General features: G+C 55.2%; 19 protein-coding genes, 1 tRNA gene and 1 pseudogene. 6 read left to right on the top strand and 15 right to left on the bottom strand.

Translation table 11 applies throughout. The features are described 5' to 3' along the window. Positions 1 to 195: 195 nt before the first annotated feature. Positions 196 to 1,428, bottom strand: a complete 1,233-nt coding sequence (locus HQL76_12695; GenBank protein ID MBF0110023.1) for an NnrS family protein — start codon at positions 1,426 to 1,428, stop codon at positions 196 to 198. 1 nt (position 1,429) lies between these two features. Further along, on the bottom strand, positions 1,430 to 2,002 hold the full coding sequence (locus tag HQL76_12690) for a methyltransferase domain-containing protein (GenBank protein MBF0110022.1): 573 nt from the start codon (positions 2,000 to 2,002) through the stop codon (positions 1,430 to 1,432). 204 nt (positions 2,003 to 2,206) lie between these two features. On the opposite strand from HQL76_12690, the gene HQL76_12685 reads away from it, so the two are divergent. Next, positions 2,207 to 2,698: a TIGR00645 family protein gene (locus HQL76_12685; GenBank protein ID MBF0110021.1), complete on the top strand. Its 492-nt coding sequence runs from the start codon at positions 2,207 to 2,209 to the stop codon at positions 2,696 to 2,698. A 20-nt stretch (positions 2,699 to 2,718) separates the two neighbouring features. Here HQL76_12685 and HQL76_12680 read toward each other — a convergent pair whose 3' ends face one another. Continuing rightward, positions 2,719 to 3,294 (bottom strand): DedA family protein, encoded by a 576-nt coding sequence (locus HQL76_12680; protein ID MBF0110020.1) that lies wholly within the window; start codon positions 3,292 to 3,294, stop codon positions 2,719 to 2,721. A gap of 299 nt (positions 3,295 to 3,593) precedes the next feature. Between HQL76_12680 and HQL76_12675 the strand changes: the two genes are divergently transcribed. Further along, complete coding sequence (locus tag HQL76_12675; GenBank protein MBF0110019.1) at positions 3,594 to 4,253, top strand: hypothetical protein; 660 nt, start codon at positions 3,594 to 3,596, stop codon at positions 4,251 to 4,253. Between the two features lie 101 nt (positions 4,254 to 4,354). Here the strand turns inward: HQL76_12675 and HQL76_12670 are convergent, their stop codons facing one another. Beyond that, positions 4,355 to 4,837 carry a hypothetical protein gene (locus tag HQL76_12670; GenBank protein ID MBF0110018.1) on the bottom strand — a complete coding sequence of 161 codons (483 nt, stop codon included), beginning with the start codon at positions 4,835 to 4,837 and terminating at the stop codon, positions 4,355 to 4,357. A 404-nt stretch (positions 4,838 to 5,241) separates the two neighbouring features. Further along, positions 5,242 to 5,331 (bottom strand): annotated as a pseudogene (locus tag HQL76_12665) (30S ribosomal protein S6). 444 nt (positions 5,332 to 5,775) lie between these two features. On the opposite strand from HQL76_12665, the gene HQL76_12660 reads away from it, so the two are divergent. From HQL76_12660 to HQL76_12650, 3 genes are all read left to right on the top strand, one after another. Continuing rightward, positions 5,776 to 6,426 carry a DUF3047 domain-containing protein gene (locus HQL76_12660; protein ID MBF0110017.1) on the top strand — a complete coding sequence of 217 codons (651 nt, stop codon included), beginning with the start codon at positions 5,776 to 5,778 and terminating at the stop codon, positions 6,424 to 6,426. A gap of 372 nt (positions 6,427 to 6,798) precedes the next feature. Continuing rightward, complete coding sequence (locus tag HQL76_12655) at positions 6,799 to 7,773, top strand: ankyrin repeat domain-containing protein (GenBank protein ID MBF0110016.1); 975 nt, start codon at positions 6,799 to 6,801, stop codon at positions 7,771 to 7,773. A 180-nt stretch (positions 7,774 to 7,953) separates the two neighbouring features. Continuing rightward, on the top strand, positions 7,954 to 8,331 hold the full coding sequence (locus tag HQL76_12650; protein ID MBF0110015.1) for a DUF1640 domain-containing protein: 378 nt from the start codon (positions 7,954 to 7,956) through the stop codon (positions 8,329 to 8,331). Positions 8,332 to 8,397: 66 nt separating this feature from the next. On the opposite strand, the gene HQL76_12645 is transcribed toward HQL76_12650, so the two are convergent. The 6 genes from HQL76_12645 to HQL76_12620 all read right to left on the bottom strand — a co-directional run bounded on the left by HQL76_12645 (position 8,398) and on the right by HQL76_12620 (position 12,650). Then, entirely contained in the window at positions 8,398 to 8,961 is a 564-nt protein-coding gene (locus tag HQL76_12645) for a YqgE/AlgH family protein (protein ID MBF0110014.1), read from the bottom strand. A gap of 15 nt (positions 8,962 to 8,976) precedes the next feature. Next, complete coding sequence (mpl, locus tag HQL76_12640) at positions 8,977 to 10,389, bottom strand: UDP-N-acetylmuramate:L-alanyl-gamma-D-glutamyl-meso-diaminopimelate ligase (protein ID MBF0110013.1); 1,413 nt, start codon at positions 10,387 to 10,389, stop codon at positions 8,977 to 8,979. Between the two features lie 4 nt (positions 10,390 to 10,393). Then, complete coding sequence (ampD, locus tag HQL76_12635; protein MBF0110012.1) at positions 10,394 to 10,972, bottom strand: 1,6-anhydro-N-acetylmuramyl-L-alanine amidase AmpD; 579 nt, start codon at positions 10,970 to 10,972, stop codon at positions 10,394 to 10,396. Next, on the bottom strand, positions 10,969 to 11,193 hold the full coding sequence (locus HQL76_12630) for a NifU family protein (protein MBF0110011.1): 225 nt from the start codon (positions 11,191 to 11,193) through the stop codon (positions 10,969 to 10,971). The genes ampD and HQL76_12630 overlap by 4 nt, the downstream gene beginning before the upstream one ends. Before the next feature lie 41 nt (positions 11,194 to 11,234). Further along, positions 11,235 to 11,310 (bottom strand) — tRNA-Glu (locus tag HQL76_12625). Between the two features lie 161 nt (positions 11,311 to 11,471). After that, the gene (locus tag HQL76_12620; protein ID MBF0110010.1) at positions 11,472 to 12,650 is read right to left on the bottom strand and encodes a glycosyltransferase family 4 protein; all 1,179 of its coding nucleotides are present in this window, start codon (positions 12,648 to 12,650) and stop codon (positions 11,472 to 11,474) included. 32 nt (positions 12,651 to 12,682) lie between these two features. Here HQL76_12620 and HQL76_12615 point away from each other — a divergent pair, with 32 nt between their 5' ends. Beyond that, the gene (locus tag HQL76_12615) at positions 12,683 to 13,423 is read left to right on the top strand and encodes a TlyA family RNA methyltransferase (GenBank protein MBF0110009.1); all 741 of its coding nucleotides are present in this window, start codon (positions 12,683 to 12,685) and stop codon (positions 13,421 to 13,423) included. A 5-nt stretch (positions 13,424 to 13,428) separates the two neighbouring features. Here the strand turns inward: HQL76_12615 and HQL76_12610 are convergent, their stop codons facing one another. Genes HQL76_12610 through HQL76_12595 form a run of 4 tightly spaced genes read right to left on the bottom strand, consistent with a single transcriptional unit; the run spans position 13,429 to position 16,277 of the window. Continuing rightward, positions 13,429 to 14,442 carry a ketoacyl-ACP synthase III gene (locus HQL76_12610; protein ID MBF0110008.1) on the bottom strand — a complete coding sequence of 338 codons (1,014 nt, stop codon included), beginning with the start codon at positions 14,440 to 14,442 and terminating at the stop codon, positions 13,429 to 13,431. Beyond that, on the bottom strand, positions 14,439 to 15,461 hold the full coding sequence (gene plsX, locus HQL76_12605) for a phosphate acyltransferase PlsX (GenBank protein ID MBF0110007.1): 1,023 nt from the start codon (positions 15,459 to 15,461) through the stop codon (positions 14,439 to 14,441). The genes HQL76_12610 and plsX overlap by 4 nt, the downstream gene beginning before the upstream one ends. Before the next feature lie 29 nt (positions 15,462 to 15,490). Continuing rightward, positions 15,491 to 15,673, bottom strand: a complete 183-nt coding sequence (rpmF, locus tag HQL76_12600; protein ID MBF0110006.1) for a 50S ribosomal protein L32 — start codon at positions 15,671 to 15,673, stop codon at positions 15,491 to 15,493. Between the two features lie 58 nt (positions 15,674 to 15,731). Then, positions 15,732 to 16,277: a DUF177 domain-containing protein gene (locus HQL76_12595; protein ID MBF0110005.1), complete on the bottom strand. Its 546-nt coding sequence runs from the start codon at positions 16,275 to 16,277 to the stop codon at positions 15,732 to 15,734. Positions 16,278 to 16,284 lie beyond the last annotated feature (7 nt).

Here is a 16,284-nt window from a genome sequence, read left to right as displayed (position 1 = left end):
CATTGAACACTGTCCAGGCTCATTGAACCAATTCATCCTCTGTGGTGCCGACCTTTGTATGCCATATCTTTAAAAATAAATTTGTTATACTATTCAAGTTGGTCGAATCGCGAAAGATGGGTTAAGTGTCCGCCAACACTCAGCGACAGAGTTGTATTTGCGCTGAACCAGCACAAACCAATACACCCACCCTGATCACCCCGGACGACCATCGACACGAGGTTGGGTCAGTATGGGAAAGAATTCGAGGAAAAACACAAGAAAGGCACACACCCAGGCGATTCCCGACAGGGATACCGCCCAGCCATAGTCGATTGGAACCAGATCGAGTCGCAGCAAGGCAGTCAATGCCAGAAGAATGAAAAGCCCCGACAGGATGGCCTTGGGTTGCAGAGGACGACCGGTATGGGCCAGGGAAACGCGGGTCATGATGCCCATGATGGTGATTCCAAAGCAGCCGACGGTCAAGGCGTGGATGGCGGTTGTGGGAAGCATGCCATCGGTCAGAACCGACACGCCACGAAAGACAAATCCGGCGGCAAGCCAGGCATAGCCCAAATGCAGGACCCAGACGATGGGAGTGTTCAGGACGCGATGGGTTTGCCATCCGCTCAAACGAACGGCATGGATGACGGCAACGATGATGAACAGATAACCCGTCGCCCAATGGTCGAGAAACAAAAGATCCAGAACGGAGACGACAGCCATGCTCCAGTTGGCGGCGTGTTCGATGAAGGGCCAGGTTTGCAGTTGGCCACGGGTTCCCAGGGCGGACAGTGCGTTCTGGGTGAAGGAAGGGAGCATCCTGCCGCCAAAGATAACGATCAACCACAGGATCGCGTCCACCCCCAGGCGCATTCCCATGACCGCCGATTCCGCAACGATTCCCAACCATTCAAGATGGAACATCAGGTTGGCAAGCCACAGCAACCCCACCAGGGCGGGAAATACCCCCTGATGGTATTTTTTCGTGCGGACGACGGGAAGGGTGATGGCGATCATCAGACCGGGAAGGAAGGCCAGATCGAGCGCCGCCACCACCCAGAGGGCCCCCTCCGGGGCCAGCCACATGAAAATCCGCCCCAGAAGCCAAATTCCCGCCAGGGCCATCAGAGGAATCCCTCGAAGCGGTGTCGTCTGGGTCCAATTGGTCACCGCCGTCAACAGGAATCCCGCCGCCATGGCCGCGACAAAGCCGAAGATCATTTCATGGCCATGCCACCACGAGGATGGGAGCAATCCCGGACTTTCCAGGGGGCCGTACAGGATCATCAACCACAAGGTCATCGCCAGAACGCCCCACAACGATCCCAGAAGAAAGAAAGGGCGGAAACCATAGGCGAACAGAACCGGCCCCGACCGGGTCTCGGGTTCACCAATCTGATGCAATTGCGGTTTAATTGTGATCAGTGGAATCTTGTTTTGCATTTCAATCGACCCTCATGCCCACCAACATCGCTTCGTTACGCCACCCGAGGGCGCGATTTCCCACCTGTCCCTCCTCACGGTAAGCCAGGAGGCGCAATCGGGAAAACATGGTCAACAGTTCGTTGGGATTCAGGAGATAGGCGGGGTCGTCGGGACCGATTCCCGGGGACTTGTCCCGGAGAAACGTCTGGTACATGAGAATTCCTCCCGGTCTCAAGGATGCCATGATCGGACCGGCAAGGCTGCGTTCCAGAAAACGCGAAACGACGACACAATCGAACCCATCGGACCATGGAGGGAAGGATACCACATCACGCACCTCGGCAGTCAGGGGTAGCGATTGCCTCTGGCTCATTTCCTTCAAACGGTCGATGGCGACATCGGAGAAATCCCAGGCCAGGGTCTCGATGCCGTGCTGCGCCAGAAACAGGGCATTGGCCCCCAGACCACACGCCAGATCCAACCCCTGCCCCTTCGGAGGAAGAAGATGCTGGTTTTCAATCACTACCCGTGCCGGTGGTGGGATCGATCCGGATCGTGAATGGCGATCATTCCAAAAGGCAAGGCGTCCCATAGCTTCCTCCGACAAAACTCAAGAATCGATTCCCAACCTTGAACACCGGAGGGTCACTCCTGGTTTCCCGGGGGCCAAGGTTGTAGAGTGCCAGTCCATTGTGAACGATTTTCCGGAAGAATCCACGAGTTGAAATCGTTTACGTCGCAACTTCGATTCAAGGAACATTCGCGGACCTTCAGGAGGGAGAAGAACATGGAAAAACTGGAAGCGATCATCGAAAAATGGTTGTTCGTCAGCCGATGGATGCTGGTCCCTCTCTACCTGGGACTGACGCTTATTTTCATTGCACTGGGAGTGAAATTTTTTCAAGAAATAATGCACCTGGCGCCACTATTATGGAGCATGAAAGAAACCGATCTGGTGCTTGCCGCCCTGACGCTGATCGATCTGGTTCTGGTCGGCAATCTGTTGATCATGGTCATCTTGTCAGGATATGAAAACCACGTATCGCAATTGAATCTTGATGATGGTCAAGAACGGCTTTCCTGGTTGGGAAAACTCGACGCCGGGTCACTCAAGGTCAAGTTGTCCGCCTCCATCGTTCTGATCTCCTCGATTCATCTTCTCAAGGCATTCATGGATATTCACCAGACACAAAACGACAAACTCATGTGGATGGTGATCATTCACATGACATTTGTAGTTTCGGCAATTCTCATGGCGGCGATCGACCGGATGTCCGGACATCACTGAACGCAAGTATCATCTTGATTTCATAGGAATTTCAATACCGCAAAGCCGGAAAGAATCAGCAACAAGGTGCCGATCATGACCAGTTTCAGTCGTTTTTCGATGAAACCACGGATTGCCGGACCAAATTTCCACAACAGGATGGCGATGAGGAAAAACCTCATCGAACGCGCCACGAAACTGGCCAAGGTGAACCGCATCAGATCGAAATCGAAGGCCCCTGCGGAGATGGTGATCAATTTGTAGGGAATGGGCGTCGCCCCCTTGATGATGATGACCCAGACACCATATTCATCGACCAGGGGTTTGAAGGCATGAAACTTTGCTGTCAGATGAAAAATTTCAAGGATGGCCATTCCCAGGGTATCCATGAAAAAATGGCCAATGGCATATCCAAGGTACCCCCCGGCGACCGAAGAAAGGGTACACACCAGCGCCAACCGAAACCATCGTCCCGGAGCAGCCAGAACCATGGGGATCAACATCACGTCGGGAGGGATGGGAAAGATCGAACTTTCGATGAAGGAAATGAACGCCAGCCACCCTTCCGCATGCCGGTGACCCGCCTTTTCCATGACCCAGAAATAGAGCTTTTGCATCGCTTCGACCTTCTCCTGCGTGCGTGTGTGTGTGTGTGTTTGTTTCAATCCGCGCCCTGCACGGGGGACGACCAGATCATCCCAAGACGTGGACCTCTTCGATGGTTGTCCATGTCCCGCGATCAACTCCGTTGTCCATCAATGGTTTTCCCCTCGGGAGAAAGAAAAACTTCCTTGCATATTGGCCCGGCGTTTGCGAAAAAAATTGAAAATTTATGGGAAATCATGAAAAAATAAAACAATTGCAGCCGACTTGAACCCTAAGGACCCCATGACGGGTCAACCAGGAGCCATTGTCCATGACATTCTCTCCCGTTTCCCGCATTCATTGGGCCGCGCCCCCTTTTCCAGGGAAACCGATCGACCGGAATGACAGCAGGCCAATGCCCGTCTGGTGGCATCACCTGACCTTCATGCTGCTCTTGTTCGGATCTCTCTTCATTTCCGGATGCAAGGAAGTGACCACTTCCGATATCGAGATTCGCAAGGGGGTCGCCTATCTCAAGGACAGTTTTACACCCTACTCCGGACCCGTCAAAGGGTATTATCAGAATTCAGACGGAACCAACGGCAAGCTCATGGTGGAAGGGACCTATGTCCAGGGATTGAAGTTCGATGTCTGGACAACATTCGGTTGGAATGGAGAGAAATCTACGGTCAAGTATGAAAACGGATTGGAAGAGGGCGCTGCCGAACAGTATGACAGCAATGGAAAACTGCTCCGGTCAATCAGTTATTCCAAAGGAAAGCGGCATGGATATTCCAACGAATACGATGAAAGTGGAAAACCGGTCCGACAGGTTTTCTATCGGCATGGTACGATCCACGGACCGCCAAATCCCAAGAAAGGGGAAGGCAAGGAAGAGGAAACCGTGGAACTGAATGCCAGGGAATTGGAAGAAAAACTCTATGGCAAACGTCAGAAATCGATGATGGAATACATCATGGAGTTTTTCTGAAACGGCGCGAATCCGGCGCATCTTCCGGGATGACGCCCTGACCATGGCCCAACCCAGCGATTCCTTGCCGCACATTTCCCCGTGGAGGAAGAGATCAACCATCAAGCCGCGAGCAATTGTTCCTCTGCCCCCGATTCGGATACCAATCCCGGAACTTCTTCCGTCGAAGGTTCCGTTATGGCGTTTGTTTCCGCTCCGGGCCACGGCGAAACGGGAGCATTCTCCGGAACGGTTTCATACAATTCCGATGCAAGGCGAGAGGTCTTGTCCAGAAGTTCAAACAACAAGGCCCATAATCCTTCAATGCCCGAGTTCTCGTCCTGTCCCTCCACCGTCTCCCTGGATTCGATGTCGGAGCAACAACGAATTCCAGAACGCTGATGCAAAATGGCAAGCAGCGCATCCATGCCCCCGGAAGATTGATTCGGCTCCAGTAAATCACCATCCTCGTCAAAGTTGACCTCGATCGCCCTGGCGTTCACCGTCCTGGTGAATATCGATTCAAATCCATCCTTGTTTCCATGGGTCCCCGTGGACATGGTGGACTGCGTCAGAGTCACTTCCAGCATCGATACGTTGATCATGAACCCTCTCCTCATGGTGTGTCCGTTGGCGGATCTTTTTTCTTTACAGAGAAATGAATCAACTTTCGTGCCATCAGTTTTTCATATTGATTTTAATGGATATTATCGATCCATTACGTTTTTCTCGAAGCACGATTCGGTTGATCGGACAGGAAAAAGTCTCCATGTCGGCAAACAACAGGCAAGAGTTGCCGGGTACACAAAAAAAAGCCGAAGGTTGCCCTCCGGCCTTCTCAAGGACCAGAATTGGAAAAAGTTTATTTGGATCCCTTGGCGGCATCCTCCTTTGGAGCGGCACCGTGGGAATGCGCCTCTTTTTCAGCCGCGGTCTTGTGGGTGTCCGACTTCGCCGCCGCATCCTTGGACATTTTCGCCGGTTTGGATGTTCCGCCAGCCTTGCCAGCCTTGGGGGCTTCGACAGCCTTGGGGGCTTCGACAGCCTTGGGGGCTTCGACAGCCTTGGGGGCTTCGACAACCTTGGGAGTTTCCTTCGTTGCGGTGGCTGTCACTTGTGGCTTGGCTGCTTCGTTGCCAAAAGTCAGGATCGTCACTCGGGAAATATTTTCAAAGGTGCCATGGTAGGAGTAATGATGGGGGTGCGGGTCACAACCGCCATAGGGGAAAATCGACCAACTACTGTCACAGGGGACACGAGTCACCAGGTCATGCGCGGACGCGGTGCTGGAAGCCATGATCATGGTTGCGGCGCAAAACGCACCGATAACTGCGAGCTTCTTCATTGATTATGCCTCTCTACTGGTTGAAGGAATCTTCCGGGTTCGGCTTGTTTTCATCTTTGAACCGCTGTCGGGTAAGGTTATTGGATTCAATCTTGAAAGGCAACCCGATTCACATTCGATTTTCGGTAACTGAAGGATGTAACGATGAAAAAAACGCACTCAAGATTCGGAAAAATTGAAACTCCAGCAAAATGGCTCATGATCGGATCGATGGTGCTGTCCGGCAATCTGTGGAGTGTCCAGGGAAACGCGGCACGCTGGACCGTGGGTGATTTTTCATGGCAACGCCTGGAAGGTTGGCAACGAAAAAGTCTGCATGGCGAAAACCAATGGCGTTTCGAATCGACTTCCCGTGAAGTGGCCACGGGTGGTGGTCATCTTCGGGTCACCAGCGAGAACGCCGCGGAAATGATGCTGCGAAAGGAAACCATCGACCTGAAAAAATGGCCGATTCTTCATTGGTCCTGGAAGATTGAACTTCCTCTTCCCGAACATGATGAACAGAGTCGGGAAGGAGACGACTTTGCCGCCCGAGTCGGAATCATCGTCGCGGACGGTCCTTTTTTCTGGCAAACCCGAAGCATCAATTATGTCCATTCCAGTCGTCTCCCCGAAGGAAGTTCCTGGGCCAATCCCTATTCCGATCAGGTCCAAATGTTGGTTGTGCATGACGACCACACACAAACGAAGGGCTGGCAACACTTCACACGTCCTGTCGCCCAGGATTTCAAGCGTCTGTTCAACGAGGAGATTCAAACGATTCATGCCGTGGCCATCATGGTCGATACCGATAACCGTCATGGTCAGGCCAGAACATGGTTTGGCGACATTTATTTCTCCGATCAATAGCGCTTTTCCCGTCCGCAAGATGGTTCGTCCCCTTCCGATACAGTCTGTTTCATGAGACATTATGCTTCAAGACAAAGTGTCCCACCTGATTAATTTCTTATTTTTCAGTATTTTACATTTATATACGCCACAAGACTACGCTTCAAAAAACGTCCACAAAAGAACAAATTTTTCATGGTCATGTTGAGAATTGATACAACAATAAAATGTTTAACAATGTAACGTATTGATTTAAAATAATAATTTAAAGAGCGCGTCGATCATTATTTTGTGGCACGAGGCATGCGATAGATTCATCATGCGGGACACGACAGCGAACCTGAATCGAAGTCCCGGGTGAAGAAAAAAAAGAAATGCCAGAGGAGTCGTGCCATGAGAAAGGGTAATGTAAAAATGTTGGCTGCGGTGCTTGCGATGACAGCGGGAGTGGCCCTTTGGGCTGCAAGACCGATGGAATCGTCACCGACGACGGCCAATGAAATGGCCCTGGCGGCCATGGATGGCAATCTGAAGGATGTGAACCGCCTGCTTCGTTCGGGCTGGGATGTGAACCACGGAGGAAAATTGGGAAATACGGCCCTGATGTGGGCTGCCGAATATGGACAAACAGGGATCGTCCAAAGCCTCCTGGCTGCCAACGCCGACGTCAACGCGGTCAATCGCTGGGGTCAATCGGCACTGACGCTGGCGGTTCAATGGGGCAACGAAGAGATTGTCCGCATGCTTCTGGCCCACGGAGCCAATCCGGAACAGGCCGGTCATCATGGCGCAACGGCCTTGATGAAGGCGGCGCAATATGATTTCGACACCCTGGTCCAAATGCTCATCGACAATGGCGCCAACGTCGGTCGAATCGATGCCGAAGGGCGTTCGGCCTTGATGGTGGCGGCGGAATGGGGTTCGACAAAGAGTGCCCAACGTCTGTTGGCCGCGGGCGCCGACATCGATCTTCAAGACAAGGCGGGGTTCACCGGATTGATGCTCGCCGCCATGAATGGTCATGAAGGGGTTGTCGCAACACTTCTGGCCAACGGCGCCAGGGAGACCGTCCGCCATGAATGTGGTTGCACGGCGTTGCATCTGGCCGCCGAAAAAGGATACTCGGGGATCGTCCAGGCCCTGGTGACCCATGGCGCCGAAATCAATGCCGTGAACCAATGGGGCGTTTCACCGCTGATGCTGGCCGCTGCCAATGATCGTTACGAAGTGGTCAAAATACTCCTCAACCATGGCGCCAACCCGGCGCTCAAGGATGTCGATGGAAAAACGGTCGTGACCCACTACGGGCGAGCCAACGAAAAGTCCGCCATGGGTAAACTTCTCGCCAAGGTTCGCGCCTTGATCTGATCGCTCCAACCACCGCTGCCTCCCCGGCATTCCATGAATGCCGGGTCTTGAACGGGTGCATGATTCATCGCACCCGTTTTTTTTCGTCCGTTTTCCCTGGTCCGGTCGATGATGCAAAAACGTGTCCTGGCAAGAGAATGACCCGTATGGTATGCTTTCCGAAGAAAAGGAGAAAAAGCCATGGCCACGATCACGTTCGACTCCCTGGAATTCGTGGAACAGCTCACGGCGTCCGGTGTTCCGGAAGACCAGGCAAAAGGTCATGCCAAAGCCATAGGTCGTGTTTTGGAACAGGTGGAAGAATCCAGGCTCAAGGAATTGTCTACAAAGGGGGATATTGAACTAGCCAAGGCAGAGTTGCGCAAGGAGATTGAAACCGCCAAGGTGGAAACCATCAAATGGGTTGTCGCCACGGGGATCATCATTCTCGGAGGAGTCGCCGCAATAAATCGACTCTTCCCCCCGGTCGCGACGGTTCATGACCCGCAATTCGCCCAGGAGATGAAACTGCCCGTTACCGAAAAACCAAACGCGCCTGTTGTTTCCCCTTCGCCCTGACACCTGATCAACCGGACCATCGAAGTCCCGGCCCGACTGCGGCTTGTGGCATACCGGGTATCATTTTCAGTTGGTTGTATGGCTTCCCCAGTCCACCAGTTTGGCAGGATCGATCCCCATCCCTCGGAGCGCCGCCTCCCAGCGGATATTGACCGGGGTATCGAACAGGATGTGGCGGTTCAGATTCGCCACCAGCCAGGTATTCTCCCTGAGTTCCGACTCCAGTTGCCCCCCCGCCCAACCTGAATAACCCAGGGCAAAGAGAAACCGACCGGTCGAACGCCCCTCGACCAGATATTTCAGGATGTCCGGATTGGTCCCGAGAAACAGATTTTCCTCGACCTTCAAGTTGCCCGGAATTTCCAGGAATTCCTCGTACAGAATGAAACCCCGGTCCATGGCGACCGGCCCTCCCTGATGAACGATGGCCGATTCATGCCGGTTCCAGTCGAGGCCGAGTTGTCCCATGATCTCCTGCATCGAAGCGGGATGGGCCTGATTGATGACCAATCCCAACGCCCCCTCCTCGTTGTGTGAACAGACGAACAGAACGGAACGTTCAAAATTGGGATCATTCAGACCCGGCATGGCAATCAGAAGTTTTCCCCCCAGGCTTTGGCTCCGATCCATTCCCACATCCCCGATTCATGTGTGCGTTTCTTTCAAACGATGATACAAGCGATCATGAATGCCATCAAAACCACCATTGCTCATGATAATACAATGGTCGCCCTTCTTTAAATGTTTTGTCAAGAATTCAGCCGCCTCGACACCATTGGCCACCACGGTTGCCCTGGGAGGGGATCCCGGAACGCCTGGATCGAGGGCCCGGGCAACGGCATCGACATCCAGAAGTTTGTCGGGTGTCGAACCGCGCGGCGCGGGACGGGCCAAAAGGATACAATCGGCCTGAGCCAGAGCAGGCGCCAGCCGTTCCTGATGGACCCGGGACCGCATGGTATTGGAACGCGGCTCCACCACGACCCAGACGCGGCTTGAACCGACCTTGCACTTCAGGCCATCGATCGTGGTCGCCATGGCGGTGGGATGATGGGCAAAATCGTCATAGACATGAATATCGTCGATGGCGAACCGTTCCTGAAGACGGCGCGCCACCCCCTGGAATCGCTCCAGCCCCTGTTTGACCATGGCAGGGTCGGCATGGTGGTGCAGGCAGGTTGCCGCTGCCGCCAGACCATTGAGAACATTATGTCGTCCCAGAAGTTCCCAATGAACCTGGAACAATTCCCGCTGTTCGTGAAACAGGCTCCAATGCTGTCCATCGGCGCTGTGCAACCGGGCGGTATAGGCGACATCGTCCCGATTCAACCCGTAGGTCACCACCGGGGCATGGGCACGACCCGCCAGAACCCGGATTTCGGGATCATCCCAATTGGCCATCACCTGCCCGTTGCCTGGAACCAGGCGCAACAACAGACGAAACTGGACACGGATCGCCTCAAGGTCGGGATAGATGTCGCCATGATCGAATTCCAGATTGTGCAGGATCAGTGTCTTGGGATGATAATGGAGAAATTTTGGCCGTTTGTCGAAAAAAGCGGTATCGTATTCATCACCCTCGATCACCACCCAGGGGCTGTTTTTTCCATACCGCGCGCCGACACCAAAATCCCGTGGGATGCCGCCGATGAAGAATCCGGGGGCCAGACCCGCCTCATCCAACAGACGGGCAATCATGCTGGTGGTCGTGGTCTTGCCGTGGGTTCCCGTCACCACCACCGGATGGCGGCCTTCGAGAACATGCTCATACAGCCACTGGGCCCCCGAACGAAACGGAATCCCCCGGCTCATGGCCTCCTCCAGTTCCGGATTTCCTCTGGAAATGGCATTGCCGACCAGAATCAGATCCGGGGCCGGATGAAGGTTTTCGGCGCGAAATTCTTCCTGAAGGGGAATTCCCAGGTCCTGGAGAAAATGGCTCATGGGTGGATAGACGCCATGATCCGATCCGGTCACCAGCCATCCCTGTTCCTTGGCCAGGGCGGCCAGACCCGCCATGGCGGTTCCACAGATTCCGATGATGTGCAGATGGGGCATTTTCTCAGGTCTCCCAGATCAAGGGCCAGTCGTGAACCGGAACAACATCCCCCGGACCATCGAGAAGTCCACGCAACCGGGACCAGTCGAACAAAGGTCCCGGATCCCATTTCCGTCCTGGGGCGATGTGTTCGTGGCCGACGATCCGGTCCCCCTTCAAGACGGGATAACGTGTTTGCAGAAGGGCGATCAGACGGGCCAGGGTTGCGTACTGACTGGTTTCGAAAGGGGTTCGGGCATCCCCTTCCACTTCGATGCCGATGGAAAAATCATTGCATCCCTCCCGCCCCTCCCAGCGACTGACCCCGGCATGCCACGCCCGTTGCCGCACCGGGACATACTGGGTCACCCCGCCCTGACGATCGATGACAAAGTGGGCTGAAACCCTGAGGTTGGAAATTTCCTGAAAGGAGGGATGCGCCCGGGGATCCAACCGCCCCATGAACAAGGCCTCGATCGCCGGGCCGCCAAATACACCAGGAGGCAGGCTGATGGCATGAACGACCACCAGATCGATTTCGACCCCCTGGGGTCTGGCGTTGTGGTGGGGTGAAGGGCAATAGCGAAAAAATGGCGCCGTCAGGGAACGTTCTCCACCGAAACGACCTCGGGAATTCGTTCCTTGAGGACCCGTTCGATGCCACCTTTGAGGGTCATCATTGCTCCGGGACAGGAACCGCAGGCGCCGCGGAGGCGGACGTTGACGACATTGCCCGGCGTAACCTCGACCAGTTCGACATCGCCACCATCCCGTTGCAAATAGGGTCGGATTTCCTGTAGGACCTTTTCCACACGTGTACGCATGGGCCCCTCGTCAAGGCAAAATGTTTGAATGAAAAAAAAAGTGGCGTCCCGTAGGGGAATCGAACCCCTGTTACCGGCGTGAAAGGCCGATGTCCTAGTCCACTAGACGAACGGGACTCTTGAAAAAGCTGGTGAAGAGGCAGAATGTCCGCCGGATGTTTGTTGGCATTCCGGTTGGAAGATCCGCGACACGACACCTGAGTCGCTCTTGCGGTGCATACAGTAAAAGGATTCGTTGCGCTTGGCAACCCCATCTTTGTCAAAAAGCGAAAAAAAAATCAACTCCCGACGATCCCCGAGCCACGCACCTGACGATAGGCGGCCATCAAATTATTGAAATAACGTTCACGGGAGTAAACCGTTCGCACCTTTTCCCACCCCTTCCGTCCCAACCGGTCGCCAAACTCCCGATCCCGCCACAAGGTAGTCACCCGTTGGGCCAACTGCCCGGCATCGCCCATCGCAAACAGAGATCCGTTCTCCCCATCATCGATGATCTCACCAATCCCCCCCACCACCGAGGCAATGACCGGCCTGGCCTGGGCCATCGCCTCCAGGAGCGTCATGGGAAAACCCTCGAACCAGATGCTGGGAAGAAGCACCATCCGTGCCGAACGCAACCATCCTGCCAACGTGTCCCGGTCCAGATGTCCAAGAAACTTTACATTGTCCGGAACATTCGTGACAAAAGAAGAATTTTTTTCAAATCCGCCCGCCAATTGGAACGGGATCTCCGGACACGATCGTGCCGCCTGAAACAAGACCTCGATCCCCTTCTCACGGCTGATGCGCCCCACAAAAGCGCAATAATCCCCATCACCCCCGATGGGTGGCACAGTCGCCGTGCCAAGATCGATGGCGTTGGGAATGACCCTGATCCGGTCGCCATCATAGCCCGCGGCAATCAATCGTCCCCGTTGAAATTCGGTCAGGGTTGCAAAAAGATGGACATGTTTCTTGAACGATCCCAAACCTTGTGCCACCATCTCCCTCAAAGCATAGCCCAGGCTTTTGCTCCATTGTCCGGTGCAGTTGTGACGGAAACACCCGTAAGGTCGCCCGCCATTGCATCGTTCACAGATGGTTCCTCCATGAAGGTGCAATCCGGTGGGACAGACGAGGCGATAATTGTGGACCGTCATCACCACCCCGATTCCATGCGCTGCACACTCGGGAAGGATCGCCGGAGAAATCAGGGGAAACAGATTGTGGATGTGAACGACATCGGGGATTTCCCGGTCGAGGAAACGACCAAACCGTCTTCGCGAAAAAGGGTTGTGGATACCGCTGAAAAATGCGCGTGCCTGACCAAACGCAAGCGTTTGAATCTCGTCGCTGCCGCGAAAAAAGGTGACGACCTCATGTCCCCCTTCGAGCAGAAGCGCCTTCTGAAAGGCGACGACCGTCTCCTCGCCACTGGGACGACCATAAGCATTGTGGACCAGGGCAATTTTCATGATGATGAACACCAACGTCACGGAAACGAATCGTGTCAAGCGGAAAAAATGAACGTCTGGATCATCGCGTCTGGGTCGAAGGCCTGGCCGACACCCTGGATCTGGCCCGTCGCCTGATCATGACGGGAACCGTTCTCGTCGATGACACGCCGGTCACCAAACCAGGCACCCTGATTCGTCCCCAGGCCCGTCTGCGCCAGAAAGGAAAGCAATTGCCATGGGTTTCCCGCGGCGGCATCAAACTGGCCCATGCCATCGATACCTGGGGTCTTGAAGTGACCGCCCGAACCTGTCTGGATGTCGGCGCGTCAACCGGAGGATTCACCCAGGTATTGCTTCATCACGGCGCCAGAGAGGTCATCGCCATGGATGTCGGTTATGGTCAACTGGATTGGAAACTTGCCTCCGATCCAAGAATACGGGTCATGGACCGATTCAACGTCCGGGATCTGAAATCCGAGGACCTCCCCGGAGGGGTCGATTTGATTGTGGTCGATGTCGCCTTCATCGCCCTCACACGAGTCCTGCCACCGCTCATGACGGTACTCAAAACTCCCGGAGAAGGGGTTCTCCTGATCAAACCACAGTTTGAACTGCCACCCCAGCAGATCCCGACGGGCGGGATCGTTCGCGAGGCCATGGCCCATGATCAGGCCATAGCCACAGTACGAACGCACTGTCTGGCCTGCGGCCTCAAGGTCAGCGACGTCATCCCCTCCCCGATCACCGGATCCAAAGGAAATCAGGAGTTCCTGCTTCATTGTTCCCGGTGACCACGTTACCAGCGAATCAACGCCGAGGCCCAGGTGAATCCGCCGCCGAAGGCATCGAGCAATACCAGATGACCGGGTTGGATCCGACCATCCCGCACCGCCTCGTCCAGGGCCAGAGGGACACTCGCCGCCGAGGTATTGCCGTGATGATGGACCGTCATGACCACCTTTTCCTCGGGAATCCCCACCCGTTTGGCGGTCGCCTGAAGAATCCTTTTGTTGGCCTGATGCGGAATGAACCAGTCAATGTCGCTGGTGGTCAAACCATTGGCAACCAACGCTTCCTCGGCGACGGCACCCATTGCCTTGACAGCCTGCTTGAACACTTCGTTGCCCTGCATGTCAACGAATCCCAGGGCCTCATGACGCACATCAAACCCCTGCGGTCTTCCGCTTGAAACCCCGCCCGTCACATGCAACAGTTCCACATGACTGCCGTCGGCATGCATGTGGGTCGAAAGAATTCCCCGCGAATTCTCCTGGCCTTCGACCGCTTCCACGGCCTCCAGGACCACGGCCCCCGCGCCATCTCCGAAAAGAATGCAGGTCGTCCGGTCTTCCCAATCCAGGATCCGGGTAAAAGTTTCCGCCCCGATCACCAGGACCTTCTTCGACATCCCCGACCGGACAAATTGATCGGCAATGCTCAAGGCATAGACAAAACCGGTGCATACCGCCTGAATGTCGAAGGCGGGCGCTTTCGCGTTCTGTGCCCCCAACTTGCGCTGAACGATCGCTGCCGTGGCGGGAAAGACCAGGTCGGGTGTCGATGTGGCACAAACAATCAGATCAATATCCTCCGGACGACATCCCGCCGCCTCGATGGCCCGCCTTCCGGCATGCGCCGCCAGGTCCGAGGTCTTCTCCCCTTCGGCGGCGATATGGCGTTCCAGGATCCCAGTCCGGCTGGAAATCCATTCACTGGTGGTATCCACCATCTTCGCCAATTCTTCATTGGTCATCCGTTTTTCCGGCAGGTAGGAACCTGTGCCAATGATCCTGGCCCGCGGTGCGTTCATTCCGTCCCCTTTCCATTGTTGTGTCGGGCGACATGCGTCTTGATGGTCTGGTTGACCTGGTTGAGGGTCAAATCGCGCGCCACCCGGATCGCCTGGGAAAAGGCGTAACCATCCGCCGACCCATGGCTTTTGACCACCACCCCGTTCAACCCCAAAAGCATCGCCCCATTGTATTTGCGTGGATCGATCCTCTGCTTGAACCGGTTCAATGCCGGTCGAACCATCAGATAACCAATCCTGGACCATATGGAATGATTCAGGCTCTCCTTGAGGAAATGAGAGATCATCCGAACCACCCCCTCGCTTGATTTTAAACTGATATTGCCGACAAAACCATCACAAACGACAACATCGGTCCCCCCGTCATAAATATCGGTCCCCTCCACATTGCCGATGAAGTGGTCGCCCAACGCCTTGCGAATCCGTTCCGCCGCCTCCTTGACGACCTCTGTCCCCTTGACCTCCTCTTCCCCGACATTGAGCAACCCGATCCTGGGCGCTGCCAGATGAAGGACCTGGGTGGCATAGATCTGCCCCATGATGGCAAACTGGCACAGGTTGTTCGCATCGCACGCGACGTTGGCCCCCAGATCGAGCATCAACGTCTGTCCCGTCCTTGAGGGGACCAGGGTGGCGATGGCCGGTCGGTCGATCCCCGGCAACATCCGCAGGACAAAACGCGAGGTCGCCATCAACGCCCCGGTATTGCCCGCCGAGACCAGGGCATCCGCCTCGCCGGATTTGACCAGATCGATGCCGACCCTCATGGAGGAATTCTTCTTGAACCGCAGGGCCTGGGCCGGTTCCTCACCCATTCCGACCACTTCCGAGGCCGGCTGTATCCTGAAATGATCGCGGTCGCAGCGCACCTTCGCCAATTCCGCCAGGATCACCTCTTCCCGACCGACAAGGATGAAACGGGTCTCCGGAAATTCCCGCGCCGCCTGAACGGCCCCTTCGATGATGGCCGAGGGGGCATGATCTCCCCCCATGGCATCCAAGGCAATACGCATGTTCACCTGGCGCTGATCCCGATCACTGCTTCACTTCAATCGGCGGACACGCTGACCACTTCCCGCCCCGCGTACCAACCACACTTGGGACAGACACGATGCGGCATGATCGGTTCCTGACAGTTGGAACAGATCGAAAGATTGGGCGGCTTGATCGCATTGTGGGCCCTGCGGGCGCCGCGACGGGACGAGGAAATTCTTTTCTTGGGTACGGCCATTGTTTTCTCCTTGGCGTATTACGGTTTCAATCGTGAACGCGACGGAACGGATCGTCCGTCATGCGTCATGGTGGTCGTCCCGGGAAAGATTCATCTGTTGCAAACAGGCGAAGGAACCTTCCCTGGTCCGGGTTTCGCAGGTGCATGAGACATGATTACGGTTGCCGCCGCAATGCGGACACAATCCCCGGCACCGATCGGAACACAGCGGCATCATTGGCAGTGCCAACACAATTTCCTCCTGCACCAGATCCACCACATTCAGCGCCCCATGCTCCAGACACGTCAGGTCATCCTCCATCTCCCTGTTTTTTCTGGCGACAAACGGATCGGGACCGATGCGGAATTCCCGATCGATGTCGTTGTGACATTCTTCCTGGAAAGCGTCCAGGCATCGGGAACACTGCAGTTCGATCCGATAATCCAACGCGCCGCGAACCCGCCATCGTTCACGGCCACGGATCATCGTGACGCAAACCTGCACCAAATGATCCGGCGCGAGATTCTCCCTGATCAGGGGAAGACTGTCACGCGAAAAAAAGCCGTGGACCGTCTTTTCGCGTCCCCCTTTCGGATCCAGTTGCAGGACCAATGTATCCAACATCCTGATC

It is taken from the genome of Magnetococcales bacterium, assembly GCA_015228815.1.
GTDB lineage: Bacteria > Pseudomonadota > Magnetococcia > Magnetococcales > UBA8363 > UBA8363.
The sequence above is the reverse complement of the archived record's forward strand: the minus strand, read 5'-3'. Positions and strand labels throughout refer to the sequence as shown.

Coding starts and splice junctions, on each gene's coding strand:
- HQL76_12630 (MBF0110011.1), bottom strand. CDS start 11,193: ATGCGTACACGTGTGGAAAAGGTCCTACAGGAAATCCGACCCTATTTG.
- HQL76_12645 (MBF0110014.1), bottom strand. CDS start 8,961: ATGGATCGGAGCCAAAGCCTGGGGGGAAAACTTCTGATTGCCATGCCG.
- HQL76_12670 (MBF0110018.1), bottom strand. CDS start 4,837: ATGATCAACGTATCGATGCTGGAAGTGACTCTGACGCAGTCCACCATG.
- HQL76_12690 (MBF0110022.1), bottom strand. CDS start 2,002: ATGGGACGCCTTGCCTTTTGGAATGATCGCCATTCACGATCCGGATCG.
- HQL76_12660 (MBF0110017.1), top strand. CDS start 5,776: ATGATCGGATCGATGGTGCTGTCCGGCAATCTGTGGAGTGTCCAGGGA.
- HQL76_12650 (MBF0110015.1), top strand. CDS start 7,954: ATGGCCACGATCACGTTCGACTCCCTGGAATTCGTGGAACAGCTCACG.
- HQL76_12695 (MBF0110023.1), bottom strand. CDS start 1,428: ATGCAAAACAAGATTCCACTGATCACAATTAAACCGCAATTGCATCAG.
- HQL76_12680 (MBF0110020.1), bottom strand. CDS start 3,294: ATGCAAAAGCTCTATTTCTGGGTCATGGAAAAGGCGGGTCACCGGCAT.
- HQL76_12620 (MBF0110010.1), bottom strand. CDS start 12,650: ATGAAAATTGCCCTGGTCCACAATGCTTATGGTCGTCCCAGTGGCGAG.
- HQL76_12610 (MBF0110008.1), bottom strand. CDS start 14,442: ATGAACGCACCGCGGGCCAGGATCATTGGCACAGGTTCCTACCTGCCG.
- mpl (MBF0110013.1), bottom strand. CDS start 10,389: ATGCCCCATCTGCACATCATCGGAATCTGTGGAACCGCCATGGCGGGT.
- HQL76_12675 (MBF0110019.1), top strand. CDS start 3,594: ATGACATTCTCTCCCGTTTCCCGCATTCATTGGGCCGCGCCCCCTTTT.
- rpmF (MBF0110006.1), bottom strand. CDS start 15,673: ATGGCCGTACCCAAGAAAAGAATTTCCTCGTCCCGTCGCGGCGCCCGC.
- HQL76_12595 (MBF0110005.1), bottom strand. CDS start 16,277: ATGTTGGATACATTGGTCCTGCAACTGGATCCGAAAGGGGGACGCGAA.
- HQL76_12655 (MBF0110016.1), top strand. CDS start 6,799: ATGAGAAAGGGTAATGTAAAAATGTTGGCTGCGGTGCTTGCGATGACA.